15 protein-coding genes and 1 pseudogene are annotated in these 16739 nt (G+C 57.3%); 12 read left to right on the top strand and 4 right to left on the bottom strand.

Features of this window, described 5'->3' with window-relative positions; genetic code table 11:
- The first annotated feature begins 386 nt into the window (after window positions 1–386).
- Both V6M90_RS17990 and V6M90_RS17985 read left to right on the top strand, forming a co-directional pair.
- Window positions 387–1199, top strand: coding sequence for a M949_RS01915 family surface polysaccharide biosynthesis protein (locus V6M90_RS17990; protein WP_003173886.1), 813 nt, complete (start codon window positions 387–389; stop codon window positions 1197–1199).
- 108 nt (window positions 1200–1307) lie between these two features.
- Window positions 1308–2222: a site-specific integrase gene (locus V6M90_RS17985; protein ID WP_332846893.1), complete on the top strand. Its 915-nt coding sequence runs from the start codon at window positions 1308–1310 to the stop codon at window positions 2220–2222.
- 183 nt (window positions 2223–2405) lie between these two features.
- Here V6M90_RS17985 and V6M90_RS17980 read toward each other — a convergent pair whose 3' ends face one another.
- Window positions 2406–3263 carry an SDR family oxidoreductase gene (locus tag V6M90_RS17980; protein ID WP_305427112.1) on the bottom strand — a complete coding sequence of 286 codons (858 nt, stop codon included), beginning with the start codon at window positions 3261–3263 and terminating at the stop codon, window positions 2406–2408.
- A 103-nt stretch (window positions 3264–3366) separates the two neighbouring features.
- Window positions 3367–4575, bottom strand: coding sequence for a multidrug effflux MFS transporter (locus V6M90_RS17975; protein ID WP_003173889.1), 1209 nt, complete (start codon window positions 4573–4575; stop codon window positions 3367–3369).
- Window positions 4576–4732: 157 nt separating this feature from the next.
- Between V6M90_RS17975 and V6M90_RS30215 the strand changes: the two are divergent.
- The 5 genes and pseudogenes from V6M90_RS30215 to V6M90_RS17955 all read left to right on the top strand — a co-directional run.
- Window positions 4733–5488: pseudogene (locus tag V6M90_RS30215) on the top strand (HAMP domain-containing protein); the annotation flags it as partial.
- Window positions 5483–6346 carry a methyl-accepting chemotaxis protein gene (locus tag V6M90_RS30210; protein ID WP_408637323.1) on the top strand — a complete coding sequence of 288 codons (864 nt, stop codon included), beginning with the start codon at window positions 5483–5485 and terminating at the stop codon, window positions 6344–6346. The pseudogene V6M90_RS30215 and the gene V6M90_RS30210, both read left to right, overlap by 6 nt.
- A gap of 148 nt (window positions 6347–6494) precedes the next feature.
- The gene (rbsK, locus tag V6M90_RS17965; RefSeq protein ID WP_332846891.1) at window positions 6495–7415 is read left to right on the top strand and encodes a ribokinase; all 921 of its coding nucleotides are present in this window, start codon (window positions 6495–6497) and stop codon (window positions 7413–7415) included.
- A 27-nt stretch (window positions 7416–7442) separates the two neighbouring features.
- Window positions 7443–8774, top strand: coding sequence for an L-fucose:H+ symporter permease (gene fucP, locus V6M90_RS17960; RefSeq protein ID WP_003173892.1), 1332 nt, complete (start codon window positions 7443–7445; stop codon window positions 8772–8774).
- Window positions 8771–9817, top strand: a complete 1047-nt coding sequence (locus V6M90_RS17955; RefSeq protein ID WP_003173893.1) for an aldose 1-epimerase family protein — start codon at window positions 8771–8773, stop codon at window positions 9815–9817. The genes fucP and V6M90_RS17955 overlap by 4 nt, the downstream gene beginning before the upstream one ends.
- On the opposite strand, the gene deoR is transcribed toward V6M90_RS17955, so the two are convergent.
- Entirely contained in the window at window positions 9814–10572 is a 759-nt protein-coding gene (gene deoR / locus V6M90_RS17950; protein ID WP_003173894.1) for a DNA-binding transcriptional repressor DeoR, read from the bottom strand. The genes V6M90_RS17955 and deoR overlap by 4 nt on opposite strands.
- A gap of 128 nt (window positions 10573–10700) precedes the next feature.
- Here deoR and deoC point away from each other — a divergent pair, with 128 nt between their 5' ends.
- On the top strand, window positions 10701–11384 hold the full coding sequence (deoC, locus tag V6M90_RS17945) for a deoxyribose-phosphate aldolase (RefSeq protein ID WP_332846890.1): 684 nt from the start codon (window positions 10701–10703) through the stop codon (window positions 11382–11384).
- Between the two features lie 83 nt (window positions 11385–11467).
- Here deoC and V6M90_RS17940 read toward each other — a convergent pair whose 3' ends face one another.
- Window positions 11468–11827, bottom strand: coding sequence for a winged helix-turn-helix transcriptional regulator (locus tag V6M90_RS17940; RefSeq protein WP_003173896.1), 360 nt, complete (start codon window positions 11825–11827; stop codon window positions 11468–11470).
- Between the two features lie 98 nt (window positions 11828–11925).
- Here V6M90_RS17940 and V6M90_RS17935 point away from each other — a divergent pair, with 98 nt between their 5' ends.
- From V6M90_RS17935 to V6M90_RS17920, 4 genes are all read left to right on the top strand, one after another.
- Window positions 11926–12675, top strand: a complete 750-nt coding sequence (locus V6M90_RS17935) for an SDR family NAD(P)-dependent oxidoreductase (RefSeq protein WP_332846889.1) — start codon at window positions 11926–11928, stop codon at window positions 12673–12675.
- Window positions 12676–12949: 274 nt separating this feature from the next.
- Window positions 12950–14089: a tyrosine-type recombinase/integrase gene (locus V6M90_RS17930; protein WP_332846888.1), complete on the top strand. Its 1140-nt coding sequence runs from the start codon at window positions 12950–12952 to the stop codon at window positions 14087–14089.
- Window positions 14089–15600 (top strand): site-specific integrase, encoded by a 1512-nt coding sequence (locus V6M90_RS17925; protein ID WP_332846887.1) that lies wholly within the window; start codon window positions 14089–14091, stop codon window positions 15598–15600. Before V6M90_RS17930 ends, V6M90_RS17925 begins: the two co-directional genes overlap by 1 nt.
- Window positions 15597–16679, top strand: coding sequence for a hypothetical protein (locus V6M90_RS17920; protein ID WP_332846886.1), 1083 nt, complete (start codon window positions 15597–15599; stop codon window positions 16677–16679). Before V6M90_RS17925 ends, V6M90_RS17920 begins: the two co-directional genes overlap by 4 nt.
- Window positions 16680–16739: the final 60 nt, after the last annotated feature.

Below are 16739 nucleotides of genomic sequence, written 5' to 3'. Positions count from 1 at the left end.
CGGGGCTGAGACAACTTGAAGCGTGAAAACAGCAGCAAACATTGGGGCGAAACGCTAGGTGGCCGATTAAAGTCCCGGCCAAAGTTGCAGCGCTTTCAATAGGTTAGTCGGTAAAACGCGGATTGCCATGAAGTGCTGGGTTAAAGATTAAGCGCAAAAATGTTGTACCGATATGAAAGGCAGATGAAAAACTCGTTTATTTGACAGGCAGACAGCTAGGGTTCAGCTAATCAACCAGGGCCGGCTCAGGGCGATCCGGGAACGGTCTGCGGGGCGTCTCTTGCAACTCCGGCGGGAACGGGCGGCCGGCGAATTTATTCAACAATCTTCTCTGCAATGCTCCCCAAGTGCCGGTAAAGTAAGCGCTCTCTTGCCAGGGTATGGGGATGAACAGCGTGCAACTTTTGCGTGGCCAGTTGCGGCCAGTGTTGATGGGGTTGTTGATGAGCGTAGCGTGCGTCACCACGGTGCGCGCCGACGACGGCGTGGCGCTCACCAGCCTCGATCAGGTGCCCGAAGGCGTGGAAGTGCGTGGCAAGCAAATCGCGGCCTACACCTGGGATGACCGCCAGGGCAAGAACCTGCTGGTGCTCGCCGAGCAAGTCAGCGAGCGCGACGACGACGGCACCCAGTCGGCGTTTGTGTATGCGGCGCAGTACTTGATCGACGGCGCCCACCCCAAGCGTGTCTGGATGCTCTATGACGACGTACAGCATTGCGAATTCGACGCGTCGCTGCGCTTCGATCGGGGCGCAACCAAGGTCACCGACCTTACTGGCGACGGCATTACCCAGGCCACGGTGGGTTATTCGCGTACCTGCACCAGCGATGTGAGCCCCAACGAATTCAAGCTGATCATGCATGTGGGCAAGTCGCAGAAGTACCGCCTGCGCGGCGTCGACCGTTACGGGGCTGCCTGGTGGGACGAAGAGGCCGGCGCCTTGCGCGGCATGCCGTTGCCCAAGGATTGCAGCGTCGCCGCCCAACAGGCGCTGGTCAGCCAGTACAAGGAGCAGGGCACCGAGTTGCCGTTGCCCGGCTGTTATGGCGATGAGAAGGATTTTGCCAAGGCCCCCGAGGCCTATCTCACCTTCATGCGCCAACACTGGTTCGCGCTGATGCAGAAGCAGGACACCGATTGGAGCCAGGCCCAGACCCAGCCGCAGGAGCCCACCGAGGACGAAGAATCCGCCCCGTGATTTGGTAACAGGGCCGGTCCTGCGCTAGACTCGGCCCTCGCCAATTCACTAAATACCTCGATTAAACAATGGCTTGTTCGAGGTATTTAATCCAAAGGCTGATCTACCGTGACTGAGTCTATCCGTAGCCCGCTGACCCTTTATCTGACCCGCCTGGCTCCCTCCAGCCAACTGACCATGCGCTATGTGCTGCAGGACGCCGCCGACCGCCTGGGCTTCGAAGACATCAACCTGGAAGACATCGACTGGCACCTGCTGCAGCCTGAGCACGTCATCGCGCTGGTGGCCGCCTTGCGCGAGGACGGCTATGCGCCGAACACCTCGTCGCTGTATGTGAATGCCGTACGCGGGGTGATGAACGAAGCCTGGCGCATGAGCTTGATCAGCCAGGAGCAACTGCTCAAAATGCGCACGGTCAAGGCAGCCTCCGGCACGCGCCTGGGCCAGGGGCGCAACCTGCGGCGTACGCTGATTCGCGAAATGATGGAAGCCTGCGCCGCCGACCCGCGCCCCCAGGGCCTGCGCGATGCCGCGGTAATCGGCATCCTGTATGGTTCGGGCATGCGCAAGTCAGAGTCGGTGAACCTGGACCTGGCACAGATCGATTTCGAGGAACGCAGCCTGCGGGTGATCGGCAAGGGCAACAAGGAATTGGTCAAGTACGCACCCGACTGGGCGTTCGCCAAGTTGCAGGCGTGGTTGGCGTTTCGGCGGGAGCAGCTCAAGGAAGGCGAGCAGGACGATAGTTTTCTGTTCAACCGTATCCGCCGGGGCAGTCATATCACCCGCGAGCGCATCACCAAGCATGCGATTTACTACATTGCGCGCCAACGCGGTGAGCAGGTCGGTGTAAAGATCATGCCCCACGACTTCCGGCGCTCGTTCATCACACGGGTAATCGAAGAGCATGACCTGTCGATTGCGCAGAAACTGGCGCACCACACCAATATCCAGACCACCGCCAGCTATGACGTGCGTGACGACAATGAACGACGCAGGGCGGTGGATCGGTTTGATTTGTAGCGCTGATTGGCGGGCAAGCCGCAATGCCAGTCAGTCAATAAGTTGAAGTGACGTGTGGCGAGAAGGCTTGCTCCCGTTGAGCCGCGAAGCGGCCCCGCTCTTTGTTTTAAAAGAATGGGGCTGCTGCGCAGTCCAACGGGAGCAAGCTCCCTCGCCACAGGTACAGCGTTCGCCCTGTATTGCTTAGAGGATGGGTTTACCACCCGTCACCGCATAACGCGAACCGGAGATATAGCTGCCTTCATCCGAGGCCAGCAGCACATAGATCGGCGCTACCTCCACAGGCTGGCCGGGACGGCCCAGCGGGGTTTGGCCGCCGAAGTTCTGCACCTCTTCGTCGGTCATGGTCGCAACGATCAATGGTGTCCAGATCGGGCCCGGTGCCACGCTGTTGACGCGAATGCCTTTGCTGCCGAGCATCTGCGCCAGGCCGCCGGTGAAGTTGGCGATCGCCCCCTTGGTGGTGGCGTAGGGCAACAGCGTCGGCTTGGGCATGTCCGAATTCACCGAGCTGGTGTTGATGATCGAACTGCCGGGCTGCATGTGCGGCAGGGCGGCCTTGCAGATGCGAAACATCGCGGTGATGTTGATATCGAAGGTCCTGACCCATTCCTCGTCCTCGATTTCCTCGAGGGTTTCATGGGTCATCTGGAACGCTGCGTTATTGACCAGCACATCGATACGGCCGAACTGTTCGACCGTCTTGTCCACCAACGCCTGGCAGGTGGCTTTCTCGGCGATGTCGCCGGGCAGCAGCAGGCACTGGCGGCCGGCTTCTTCCACCCAGCGGGCGGTTTCCTTGGCGTCGTCGTGCTCATCCAGGTAGGCGATGGCCACATCGGCGCCTTCACGGGCGAAGGCGATGGCCACCGCGCGGCCGATACCGCTGTCGGCGCCGGTGATCAGGGCGATCTTGTTGGCCAACCGACCGGAGCCTGTGTAGCTCTGTTCACCACAGTCCGGGTATGGGTCCATTTTCTTCTGGGTACCCGGTACCGGCTGGGCCTGGGGGGCGAATGGCGGGCGTGGATAATCAGTCATTTCAGTCTCCATAGGTTTCCAGAGGGGCTATGGAGTTAGTGATTTCCCGGCCGGTGATAGTTGTAATGAATCCCGGCCGGGCCCGACGAGTGGTTGCTTCGCCTCAGGCGGAGGGCGGCGCGCTCGCCAGATGCGCGGGCAAGCGGCGCAGCGTCCACAGCACCGTGAGCAGCGCCGCCACGGCACACAGCGCAATACCGATCAACATGGGCGCCGGCGTGTGGTCGGCAAAAATCCCCACCAGGGTCATGGACACCGCGCCGATGATCATCTGGATCGCGCCGAGCAGGGCTGAGGCCGAACCCGCCACCGCGCCGTGATCCTCCAGCGACAGCACGCCGGCCGCAGGCAGCAGCAAGCCGAGAAAACCGAAACCGATAAACAGCAAGGTCATCATCAGGGCCAGGTGGCTGCCCCACAGCGTGGTGATCGCCAGCAGTGCCATGACCGCGGCCACGGCCGTCACCGACCAGCGAATCAGCGGTGCCAGGCCAAAGCGCGCGCTCAGGCGGGCGGTCAGTTGGCTCATGGCAAAAAACGAGGCGGCATTCAGTGCAAAGCACAGGCTGAATTGCGTGGGTGTCAGGCCGAAGTGTTCGATGTACACAAAAGGCGCGCTGCCCAGATACACAAAGAAGGTCGCCAGGCCAAAACCACACACCACCGACAAACCGATAAACACCGGATCGCGCAGCAGTGCCCCGTAGCTGCTGAACGCACTGCCGAGGGTCTTGCCCAGGCGGCGCTCGGCCGGGTGGGTTTCCGGCAGTTGCACGATGGTCATCACCAGGCACAGCACGGCGACCACGGCGAGCACGGCAAACACTTCGCGCCAGCTCCACAGCGAAATCACCAGGCTGCCGGCCAGGGGCGCGAGGATCGGCGAAACACTCATTACCAGCATCAGCAGCGCCATCAACCGCGCGGCTTCATGGCCGGTGTACAGGTCGCGCACAATCGCGCGGGGAATCACCATCCCGGCGCACGCGCCGAATGCCTGCAGGGCGCGAAAACCGATGAGCACGTCGATGGTCGGTGCCAGCGCGCAGCCGATGCTGCCCACGGCAAAGATCACCAGGCCCGCATAGATCGGCGGCTTGCGTCCGAATACATCGCTGATCGGCCCGTAGAACAGCTGGCACACGCCAATGATCACGAAGAACACCGTGAGGCTCATCTGCACCGCCGCCGGCGAGGCGTGCAGGCTGGCGCCCAGGGTGGGCAGGGCGGGCAAGTAGATGTCGATGGCGAACGGGCCGACGGCAGTGATCAAGCCCAGGAGCAGGGCGAGGTGGGCAATACGGCGCGACATGAGCGGTTCCGGGCAGGGCAGAGGTCGGTCAGCTTAAGGTATTCGCGCAATTGCGCAAACTTAGGCTTCAATAACAGACAACCGTTGCCGATAACAGTAGAAGCGGTGTGCAAGCGGTTGGGCTTCCAGCCGGCAGTCCAAGTATGGGGAAACCAGCATGACGATCAAATTACGCTTGATGTTGTTGATTGCGACCGGGTTGCTCACGGCCTTGATCATGAGCCTGGCCGCCTACTTGGGGAACACGCACATGGGCGATGCGGTGCAGGACAACGAGGTTGGCATGACCGTGCTGCGTAACCACATGGAAGCCGACATGATGCACGATGCCCTGCGCGCCGATGTGCTGTCGGCCATGTTGGTGGGCCTGGGTAAGAGCACCAGCACCAAGGACGAGGTCAACAGCTCGTTGAAGGAGCATGCCGAGCATTTTCGCCAGGTGCTGGGGGATAATCTCAAGCTGCCCGTGAAAGAAACGATCAAGGTCAGCCTGGAAAAAATCAAACCCAGCCTGGACACCTACATCGGCGCCGGCGAACGCATCGTCGCATTGGCCCTGGACAACCCCGAGGCCGCTCGCGGGGAATTGGATACCTTCAATACCGCCTTCAGCCAACTGGAAGACCAGATGGCTGCCCTGAGCGAAATGATCGAAAGCCATACTCTGAAAACCAGCGCCAGCACGCACCACTCCCTGAACAACGCCAACCTCACCCTTGGCGTGGTATTGATTGCCAGCCTGTTGCTGCTGCTGGCCCAGGGCCGTTGGGTCATCCTGAGCATCATGGGCCCGCTGCAAACCGCCAGCCGCATTGCCGCCAGTATCGCACGGGGCAACTTGAGCGAGCCGATTGTCGAGCCGCGTCGCAACGATGAAGCCGGGCTGTTGATCCGCAGCCTCTCTACCATGCAGCGCGACCTGCGCGGCATGATCGAGGTGGTGCGCAGCAACGCCCAGGGCGTCAATAGCATGAGCGAGCGCTTGAGCCAGGGCTGCCATGAAGTGGCCGGCAGCAGCCAGCAACAAAGCGGCGCCGCCAGCACCATGGCGGCGGCCGCGAGTGAAATGACCGCCAGTATTGAAGAAATCACCCGCCACGCCGGGCGCGCCCTGGACATGGCCAACCAGGCGGAAGCCCTGGCCAAGGATGGCGGCCGTGTGATCCACCAGGTGGTCAAGGACATGGACGGCATTGCCCGTTCAGCGCAGCAGTCGGCCCAGGTCATCCGCACGCTGGATAAGGAGTCCGAGGCGATCTACAGCATTATCCAGGTGATCAAGGGTATCGCTGACCAGACCAACCTGCTCGCCCTGAACGCTGCGATTGAAGCCGCCCGCGCCGGTGAGCAAGGACGCGGGTTTGCCGTGGTGGCCGACGAGGTGCGCAGCCTGGCGGGACGCACCAGCGCCTCGACCCAGGAAATTGCCAGCATGGTCGGGCGTATCCAGCAAAACACCCGCGAGGCGGTGACCAGCATGGAGGAGGGCGTCTCCCAGGTGGACAAAGGCATGGCCGTGACCGCTGAGGTGGAGAAGGCGATCCGCGACATTCTGCAGGCCACCCTGAATACCACCGAGTTGGTCAACGATATTTCGCGCACCATCGGTGAACAGAGCCTGGCCAGCAACGAAATCTCCCATCAGGTGGAAATGATCGCCGGCATGTCGGAAAACAACAGCCGCGTTATTGGTCAAACCGCTTCGACCACCGATGAGTTGGCCGGCCTGGCCAGCAAGTTGTCGCAGTCGGTGGACCGGTTCAGTCTGTAACGCAGACACCTTTTCGGCCGGCCCCCAGTGGGCCGGTTTTTTTTGCGTGCGCAAAAAAAAGATTGAATATTCACACCTAATGTTATTTAAATAACAAAACAAGAGCGACACGACCTGCCTGGCCGTGCCGCAACAAGGTGGAATAGCAATGAGCAAGATCGCAGTCATCGGCAGCAACATGGTGGATTTGATTACCTACATCGATCGCATGCCGGCCCAGGGCGAAACCCTTGAAGCGCCGGGTTTTGCCATGGGCTGCGGCGGCAAAGGGGCCAACCAGGCGGTGGCCGCCGCCAAGCTCGGGGCGGATGTGCTGATGGTGAGCAAGGTCGGCGACGACATGTTCGCCGACAACACCGTCGCCAACTTCCAGCGCTTTGGTATCGACACCCGTTACGTGCACCGCGTGCCGGGGGTTTCCAGCGGCGTGGCGCCGATTTTTGTCCGGGCCGACTCCCACAACAGCATTTTGATCGTCAAGGGCGCCAATGCGCATTTGTCGCCGGCGGACATTGAAGCGGCGGCCGCCGACCTGCGTGAGTGCTCGCTGATCGTGCTGCAGTTGGAGATCAATCTGGAAACCGTCTACCACGCCATCGAATTCGCACACCGTCACGCTATCGCGGTGCTGCTCAACCCGGCGCCGGCCCTGGCCGGTTTGAGCCGTGAGCATCTGGCGCAACTGGACTTCCTGATCCCCAACGAATCGGAACTGGCGTTGATCAGCGGCCATGTCGTCGACTCGCCGGAATCGGCCCGAACCGCCGCCCGCAGCCTGGTGGCCAGCGGCATTCGCCATGTGATCGTCACCCTCGGCGAACAGGGTGCGCTGTACGTGGGGGAGGAGGGCGAGTTCCAGGTGCCGGGGATACGGGTCGAGGCCCGTGACACCACCGGTGCCGGTGATGCCTTTATCGGTTGTTTCATTCACCACTGGAACCGCGACCGCCATATTCGTCAGGCCATGGAACAGGCGGTGGCGTATTCCGCCTGCTCGGTCATGGGGCTAGGTACGCAGAGTTCCTACCCCGACAACGAAACGTTCAATCGCTTCCAGCAACAGCGCTAGCACCTCAACCCAGCCCGGAGAACAATAATGAACAAACCTGCGCTGCAACAGACACCCGATGGTTTCTACCTGAACCGCACGCCCTGGTTCGCCTTTATCCTGCTGTGCAGCATCTTTGCGCTGTGGGCCGCGGCGGCGAGCATGAACGACGTGCTGATCGCCCACTTCAAGAAAGCGTTTTTGCTGAGTGATTTCCAGACGGCCTTTGTGCAGTCGGCGTTTTACCTGGGCTACTTTTTCGTGGCGATTCCGGCCGCGATGGTGGTTCGTCGTTTCAGCTACAAAAGCACGATTCTGATCGGGCTGTTGCTGTACATGCTGGGTTGCCTGCTGTTCTTTCCCGCCGCATCCACGGCCAAGTACGGCATGTTCCTGCTGGCGCTGTTTGTGATCGCCGCCGGCCTGTCGTTCCTGGAAACCGCCTGCAACACCTACTCGACGCTGATGGGACCACGGGAAACCGGGACCCGGCGCTTGAACATCTCGCAGACCTTCCACCCATTCGGCGCCATGACCGGGGTCTACGTGGGCAGCTTCGTGATGTTCAAGGAAACCGACGCGACCACCGAACAACTGACGCAAATGAGCGCCACCGAGGCGGCCGTGCAGCAGTTGCAAATGATCCAATCCACGCTGTTGCCCTACAAGTGGATGATTGCCGTGCTGGTGCTGATGTTTATCCTCATCGCCATCACCCGTTTTCCCGCCTGCAAGGGTAACAAAACCGCCGGCAGCAAACCGGTCAGCGTGCGTCAAAGCCTGGGACGGCTGTGGCGTAACCCGCGTTTTACCTTTGGCGTCCTGGCGCAGTTTCTGTATGTGGGCGCGCAGGTGGGTGTGTGGAGTTTCACCATTCGCCTGGCCATGCAAATGGGGAATATGAACGAGCGCAGCGCGTCGTGGTTTTTGCTCACCACCTTTGCCGCCTACTTTGTCGGCAAGCTGATCGCCAACCTGTTGATGCGCCGCCTGCACCCCGCCAAGGTCCTGGCGATCTACGGCGTGCTGTGCATCGTGCTGCTGGCCTACACCATTCTGGTGCCGAACATCTCAGCGGTATATGCAGCGGTCGGCGTGAGTATTTTCCTCGGTCCTTGCTGGCCGACCATTTACGGCCTGACCATCGATGGCCTGGGTGAAGACACCGGCGTCGGCGGTTCATTGCTGGTGATGAGCATCGTCGGCGGCGGGGTGATCCCGATCTTCCAGGGCCTGTTGTCCGACGCCAGCGGCGGCAACATGCAACTGGCCTACAGCGTGCCGTTGCTGTGCTTCATTGTGATCGTGATGTATGCGCTCAAGTGCATGCGCCAACCCGGCACCTTGCCGGTGGGTGCGACCGGAGCGGTGGCCTCATGAATACGCGTATCCCGTTGTACCCGGCGGTGTTTGGCGAGCGGGAGAAAATCCTCCTGCAATCGCCGGCCTTCAAGGTCAGCGCCTGGACCTATCCGTCCGGCGTGTTGGCCGTGGGCCTGGAGAACAGCCGTGGACGGCTGGTGATATTGCCTTATCAGGGGCAGATGATCTGGTCGGCCGTGTTCGACGGTTGCGACCTGACCATGAACAACCTGTTCGAGCAACCCCGGCCCAGCCCGACGATTATCGACACCTACGGCTGCTTCATGTTTCACAGTGGCCTGCTGCGCAACGGCTGCCCGGCGCCGGAAGACAGCCATGCCTTGCACGGCGAAATGCCCTGCGCACCCATGGACACGGCCTGGTTGGAGGTGGGCGAGGGCGTCGTGCGCCTGGGCGGTGAGTATGAATATGCCAAGGGCTTCGGTGATCGCTACCGGGCGTGCCCCAGCGTGACACTGCGCGCCGATTCGGCGCTGTTCGATATCGATATGCAGGTGACGAACCTGGCCGGCAAGCCCATGGACCTGATGTACATGGCCCATATGAACTACGCGTATGTGGCGGACGCGCGGTTCATCGAGCCCTTGGGCATGCAGCGCCAGCGCCTGCGCACCAGCGTGCCGGACCACGTCAAGCCGACGCCGGCCTGGACTACCTATATGGCGCAACTGGCCGAGCATCCCAATCAACTGGACTGCCTCGAACAGCCGTCACTGTACGATCCCGAGATCGTGTTTTTCTTCGACGGCGTTGGCACAGATGCCGCGGGCCACGCGCACTTTCTGCTGGACCATCCCAGCGGTGCGGCGTTCTACACCCGCTACCGTCCCGAGCAATTCGAGCATGCCGCACGCTGGATCCTGCACACGCCGGACCAGCAAGTGGCGGCGTTCGTGCTGCCGTCCACCTGCGAACCCGAGGGCTATAACGCGGAAAAAGCCAAAGGTCATGTGCGTCTGCTGCCGGCCGGAGCCTGCGCTTCGTTCAGTGTCACCACTGGCTATTTGAGCGCACAGGAGCGCCAACGATTGCTGGGTTAAACCAGCAATTGCGCGCCATTGGCCTGAATGATGTCTTTATAAGCACGGGGGATTTTCTTGTCGCTGACCACGTATTGAAAATCTTCCAGGGTAGCGAAGTGAGCGGTGCGCACCGTGTCGAACTTGCTGAAGTCGGCGAGCAACACGCGTTGCTGAGCCTGGCGCAGGACCTTTTGCTTGACCTCGACTTCATTGAAGTTAAAGCACGTCACACCAAATTGCTGGCTGACGCCGGCGGCGGTCACGAAGGCCCAGGTCAGGCGCACGCTGTCGAGAATGCTGCTTTCGGCGCTGCTTTCAAACACCTGGTTCTTGCGATGAAAGGTGCCGCCACACAACACAATGTGGCAATTGGGCTTGTTCTGCAGCTTGAGCAGCACGTTCAACGAGCTGCACACCGCAGTGAACTCCAAGGCATCAGGGATGAAATCAACCACAAAGGGCGAGGTGGTGCCGCAGTCGAAAAATACCGTGTCACCGGCCTGGATCAACTGCGCGGCGAGTTTGCCGATGCGGCGTTTTTCTTCCACATGGCGCGTGTCCTGTTCGGCCACCCGGTAATCGCCGACGTCATTGCCGACCCGGGTGATATAGCCGCCCAACAGCCGCAGGTGATCGCTGAAGTGGTTGAGATCGCGGCGCAGGGTCATTTCGGAAACGTCCAGCAGTGCGGCCATTTCCTTCAGGTGAATCGCGTTCTGGTCCTGCAGGGCTTGTTGGATAAGCTTCAATCGCTCGGCTTTTCTACTGTCCACGAGTCTTCCAGGGCTTGATTGTTGGTGTTAAATAAGTAACATTAATTGTTAGTATTGTAACGTATTGGCGTGAGCACTGTGACAAACGCCTCACATTCATTGGCAACATACAGGCAAGGGCCCGTTAAATGAACAGTCTTCCAGCCACCGCATTGGCCAAATACATCGATCACACCTTGCTGGCGCCCGACGCCTCCCGTGAACAGATCCGCACCTTGTGCGAAGAAGCCCGCGAGCATGGCTTTTATTCGGTGTGCGTCAATTCCGGGCAGGTGCCTTACGCGGCTTCGTGCCTGACCGACGACAAGGTGGTGATTTGCGCCGTGGTCGGCTTTCCATTGGGCGCCGGCCTGAGTGACACCAAGGCCTTCGAAGCGCAACAGGCGATTGCCGCCGGGGCAGGGGAGATCGATATGGTGCTCAATATCGGATGGCTCAATGACGGCTTGCTGGACGCCGTGCGCGAAGACATTGCCCGGGTTCTCCAGGCCTGTGGGGACGTACCGTTGAAGGTCATCCTGGAAACCTGCCTGCTTGATGACGAACAGAAGGTCCAGGCCTGTGAAATCTGCAGGGAATTGGCGGTGGCGTTCGTCAAGACGTCCACCGGGTTCAGCCGTGGTGGTGCGACGGTCGAAGACGTGGCGCTGATGCGCAGAACAGTGGGTAGTAGCGTGGGGGTGAAAGCGTCCGGCGGCGTGCGTGATTATCCGACGGCGGTGAAGATGATTGAAGCCGGGGCGACACGTCTGGGCAGCAGTTCCGGGATTGCAATTGTGGGCGGAGCGATGACGGCGGCGAGTGGTTATTGAGGCGTTTTGTCGCTGCGGTAAATCCGTTATTCATTTAACTCAACTAAATAGTCATTTAGTTGAGTTGGGTTCAGGGGCAGGGCTCAGCAATGGGCGAGGGCAGACGTGCGCCGTGCACTGATGCGCTCGACCGTCTGCATATGTTCCGTGCCCCATGCGCACAGCCCGCCCAGCGCAATCGCCAGGGATTGCCCGAATGGCGTAAGGGAGTACTCGACCTTGGGGGGGATTTCCTGGAAGTCGATGCGTGTAATGATTTCATCGCGTTCCAGTTCCTTGAGCTGTTGGATCAGCACCTTGTCGGTCACGCCGCCGATCGCACGTCTCAGTTCGCCGTACCGGTGCACGTTCTTCGCCAGGTTATACAAAACCAAGGGTTTCCATTTGCCGCCAATCACCGCCAGGGCGGCTTCGAGTCCGCAATTAAAGCTGTTGTTGGCCATGGTTTGGAACTCCAAGGGGGTACTTACTAAAAGGTGCATACTATTCAAAAGAATAGCTTGGATCTAGAGTTGGGCCTCAACATTTTTGGGAGTTCACCATGAGCAGGCTCAACGGAAAAATTGCAGTGATTACCGGCGGCAACAGCGGCATCGGCCTGGCCAGTGCCATCCGTTTTGCAGCGGAAGGCGCGCACGTGGTTATTGTCGGACGTCGGCAGGAAGAACTGGACAAGGCGCTGCACCAGATCGGCCACGAGGCCATGGCCATCCAAGGTGATATTTCAAACCTTGACGATCTGGACCGTGTCTTTACTCAAGTCAAAGCTGCCAAAGGCCGGATAGATGTGCTGTTTGCCAATGCGGGTCTTGGCGATTTCCAGCCCATCGGATCAATCAGCGAAGAGTCGTTTGATCGTACATTCGGCATCAACGTCAAAGGCACGCTATTCACCGTGCAAAAAGCGTTGCCACTGATGCGCGCCGGTAGTTCGGTGATCCTGACTGGCTCGACCACCGGCAGCATGGGCACACCCGCATTCAGTGTGTACAGCGCAACCAAGGCCGCGCTGCGTAACTTCGCCAGGAGCTGGGCGCTGGATCTGAAAGGCACCGGTATTCGCGTCAACGTACTTTCACCTGGACCGATTTCGACACCGGGGCTGGACATGGCGCTGTCCGGTACAGGTCAAAAGGACGCGATCATTGAAGGCATGACGGCGCAGTTGCCATTGAGTCGAATCGGTCAGCCGGAAGAAGTTGCCGCTGCGGCGTTGTTCCTGGCATCGGATGAAAGCAGCTTCATGACAGGCAGCGAAATGTTCGTGGATGGAGGCTTCGCTCAGGTTTGATGTTGAAAGGGGTTTTGCCCGTTGAAATCTGATGGGCACTGCCTCTCATTACGCAATGCGATATTACGCATAATGTATATTATGTTAAAGACAGGACGTTCCGTAAGCGTTGCATTTCCACCCACCGGCTAACCCTAGCAACGTTTTTGATAATTGCTCCTTGCTTGGCATTTTTTAGATCACTGACTACGATCAGACGATGCCTTGTCTCAGACTACGATCACCTCATACGCCCCAAGCCCTTGGCGGCTGGGTTCTAGTGGATGCCTTAGGAATGCCGAGATATTGGCCCACCGTTTGGGCTGACGTTCTTCGCGCAGGACTTGAGGACAGCACGCGTTGCCGCCATCTTTACGCGATAGATCGTTTGTACCTGCATTTCGAGCGTCAGTACGGATCTGATCTGCTTGATGTCCTACTGACTGATTGTCAATTTGACGAAATCGAGTCGGGTCTTACGGGTTTTTTTTCGTCCCTCAGGAACCAAGCAACCTTTGATAGCGTGGACAATTCCTCAACGTGGGCGTCTGCTTTTAATTTCATGCTGGACGTAATCCGGCATGTCGGAGCATGGACCGATGAGCTACGTAAAACTTTAGAAGTAAGAGTTCTCAGGCTGGAGCGACTCTATGCACAATTAGCACCGTGCAAACCACGGCCGCCCGCTCCAGTAAGGGCTCTACCGTCTATTGTGATTGATGATCTTTATCGCGTATTTAACCCTCTATCCAATGAAAGCCCTTTTCGCACAGAACAATTACGGTGGCGTAATTACCTGATTTTCTTGCTAGCAGCAACAATGGGTCTACGAAGATCTGAAATAGCAATTTTGCCGTTGGATGCTATTAAGTCGGACTTCGACGCGGCTACAGGCAAGGAGCGCTACTGGCTTAATGTCGACGAGAGCCCATATGAGCAAGAGGACTCTCGATTTGATGCACCCAGCCTTAAAAACTCCCAATCCAGACGACAGTTACCTGTTTCACAGGATGTCTTGATCGCCAATGATAACTTGAGCATGGGTCATAGACGTACACGGACTCACAGTTACCTATTTGGATCTCAAAAGGGAAAACCCATTTCTTTGCGGTCCATCCAACGTGTTTTTGAGGTTGCCTCGGAGCATCTATCCGCGACAGCGAAAAAGGCTCTATTGAATCGAGGAGGCCAATGTATTACAGCGCATGATCTTCGTCATACATGCGCTGTTTATCGGCTAACAAAGTTTATGGAGTCGGGGATTGATCTCGACACAGCGACAAATAAATTGCGCGTGTTTTTTGGTTGGTCTGCAACATCAGCCATGCCAAGACACTACGCCCGGGCCTATTTTGAATCGGAATCTGCGGATGTTTGGACAGATAGCTACGATACGTTTGTTAGTGCCCTCCGCGAAATTGATGGAGGTCGCTAATGGATAACCACAGCGAGGGTCACCCTCACCAGTATCAGCTGTTATTGGATGACTCGCTTCCTGTACTACCAAGCAGTGTCCGCTATTACGATGACTTTGAGGATAAATATAACATTATCAAAAAGCTGGACGATGATGAGTGGAAGACTCAGTTCGATGGAAAAAAATACACTGTAAAATTCATCAAGGTCCCTCAGGGTGTGAGACGAGCATTCAAGCATATCGCAATCGATATGCTGGGGCGCCTAGATGTTAAATCAGCAATCATGTTTCTCGATAATATTCTTCGCTCACCTGATTCCACGATACTAGCCATCTCCGAATCGCCGCAGAAATTTCGCGATTACTGGATTCTGAATGTGTCCAATTGGGCGTATATGAATGCCTTTGCAACAAGAACCGCTATTCACTCAATGTGCAGGTTGGGTCTAGGATCCTGGACGACAGATTTTAGTAATTACGTGAGTTTGCTTCCCGCCCCCAAGTTGGATACATATAAAGCCGTTCGAATGCAAGAATGTTTTCTTCCGCTGGATCACCAATCTCTGATTATTGAGTATCTAGATGAAGTAGCAGTTTTGGCGAGTAAAAGCTTGAAGTTAGAGACCGCTCTAGTTCTCAGGGACGCATCCTTGCTAATTTTAAGTCATCAGTTTGGCCTTCGGCCTGGTCAAATTGCCCGTATTCAAACTGCTGACGTGCGATCATATAATCCAAAGACGCTCCATATCGCTGTGCCTCTTGGAAAGCAAAGAGGTAAAGAAAGAAAACGTCTTATCACTCGCAGAATAAAAACCGACTGGGTGCAAATTTTTAACTCTTACATTGATGCAAGCTCATATTTATTTGTAAATAATGACTACCCTACTCATTTATTTTTCCGTATGCCTCCCAAGGATGTCTCCTTAGCTATCGCAGGGCTGACAGAAAAGATAACTGGGCAACGTTGGAGTGCAACAGATTTGCGACACAGTGCTGCCCAACGACTTGTCGATTCGGGTGTATCCCACATTTCCTTGTCCGAGTTTATGGGGCATGCAACAACGTTGACCGCCAACGTCTATTTTGATGCGTCCCCTACTCAAGCGCAGCGGGTCAACCAGGCGCTTGCCCTTTCCAACATCTATTCCAACGTAGCGGAAGTTGCGAAGACTCGGACGATAGACAAGACCGCCCTCCTCGGCCTTCATCCAGATCAGCAGATCGGAGGAGTTCCTCACGGTATACCCATTGCCGGCATTGGCGGCTGTTCGACAGGACAATCTCTGTGTACTAAGAATCCTATTTTGAGTTGCTACACTTGCCGAAAATTTTTGCCGCTATCTGATCCCAAAATCCATGAGTCCGTAGTTGAGAGCTTGCGACCGGTTGTAACTGCCTTTGCCACTGCCTCCCGCTATAACGACGAGAGCCCTGCTTACACTCAGCTACGCCGAATGTTTCAAGCTGCATTAAAAGTAGCCGAGGAAGTTCGCCTAATACAGCTCAATGATGGGACCAAACCAGCATGAATGATTTTTATTTCAAATTCATCGAGAACGGTAAATCATTGGCAGAATCGCGGGGGCTGCTTTGGTACCTGCCAGTCGATGATGTGGGTAAAGTGTCAAAGGCAGCGCGCTGGGATCTAGCTACGCTTTGTGGCCTCGTCACACCACCCTACTTCTGGCACTCTGCGCTTGGTTACGACGTCAATGCGCTGGACGCTCTCAATGTCTTGCGCGAACAACAGAATCTGCCGGGCCTTCCTGTTCAGGCCCTACCGGAACACTGGCGCGACTTTTATCAAGCTACCTTGTTGAATGAGCTGCTTGTAAAGCGTAACAAGCCAGGACATGCGCTGCTGAATGTCGGGCGGCCTCTTCGGATCATCGCCACATGCGCTGCTTCAGAAACACCATGGGACTTAACACCGGCTACGATACAGCGCGCATATAACGTCGCCCTACATATCGGCTCCTCAGGAAAAATAGCCGCTAATATCTCCATGGTCGTTCGAACCTTAATCGATGGTCTGCACATCGCTGATCGCTCGCCACTCTCCAAACACTGCTTCGCCTATCCCGATCGATCCTCCTCAGAGGATAAGGTGGCAAAACTCAAGCGTGGCAATAATACGTACCGTCAAACGAGCAAGCTGAGGGCGCAGCTTTCCGATCGAAAAGGAGCAGCGAAACTACCAAGTGACAAAGCTTTTTGGGAGCTTGTTCGTATTGTCTTTACCGAACAACCCAAGACCTTCGTCGACGCTATTCGTTTCAACCAAATCAAAGTCGCCATAGCGTGCGGTTTTCGCGTTGGTGAGAACACATTACTTCCACTAGATTGGGCACGCTGGCATGAGTATTTGGCTACTGATGGTTCCCCGGCGGGAGCTAAGGGGGGGATTTCTCGTTCTCTGTCAGTTCGGAATTTTGCCGAAAAACAGGATGAGGATGTGGGCACAGAGGGCATCGTACTTGTCGAAAATACTCAACACGCTCCTTCTATCTTCGAAGATCTGATTTCAGAAGCCCTTGGCGAAGTAGAAAGGCTTACAATGCCTCTCCGCGAACGTCTGCGGCTTCAGATCACTGTTGGCGCTGATTGAAAACTGACCCACCCTGCCGATTGAAAATTGACCCAGGGCGGATCGCTGACTTTTGCATCA

The organism is Pseudomonas lactucae (assembly GCF_036688725.1).
GTDB classification, from domain to species: Bacteria; Pseudomonadota; Gammaproteobacteria; order Pseudomonadales; family Pseudomonadaceae; genus Aquipseudomonas; species Aquipseudomonas lactucae.
Note: the sequence above shows the minus strand (reverse complement) of the source record. Positions and strands in the feature narration are given on the sequence as shown.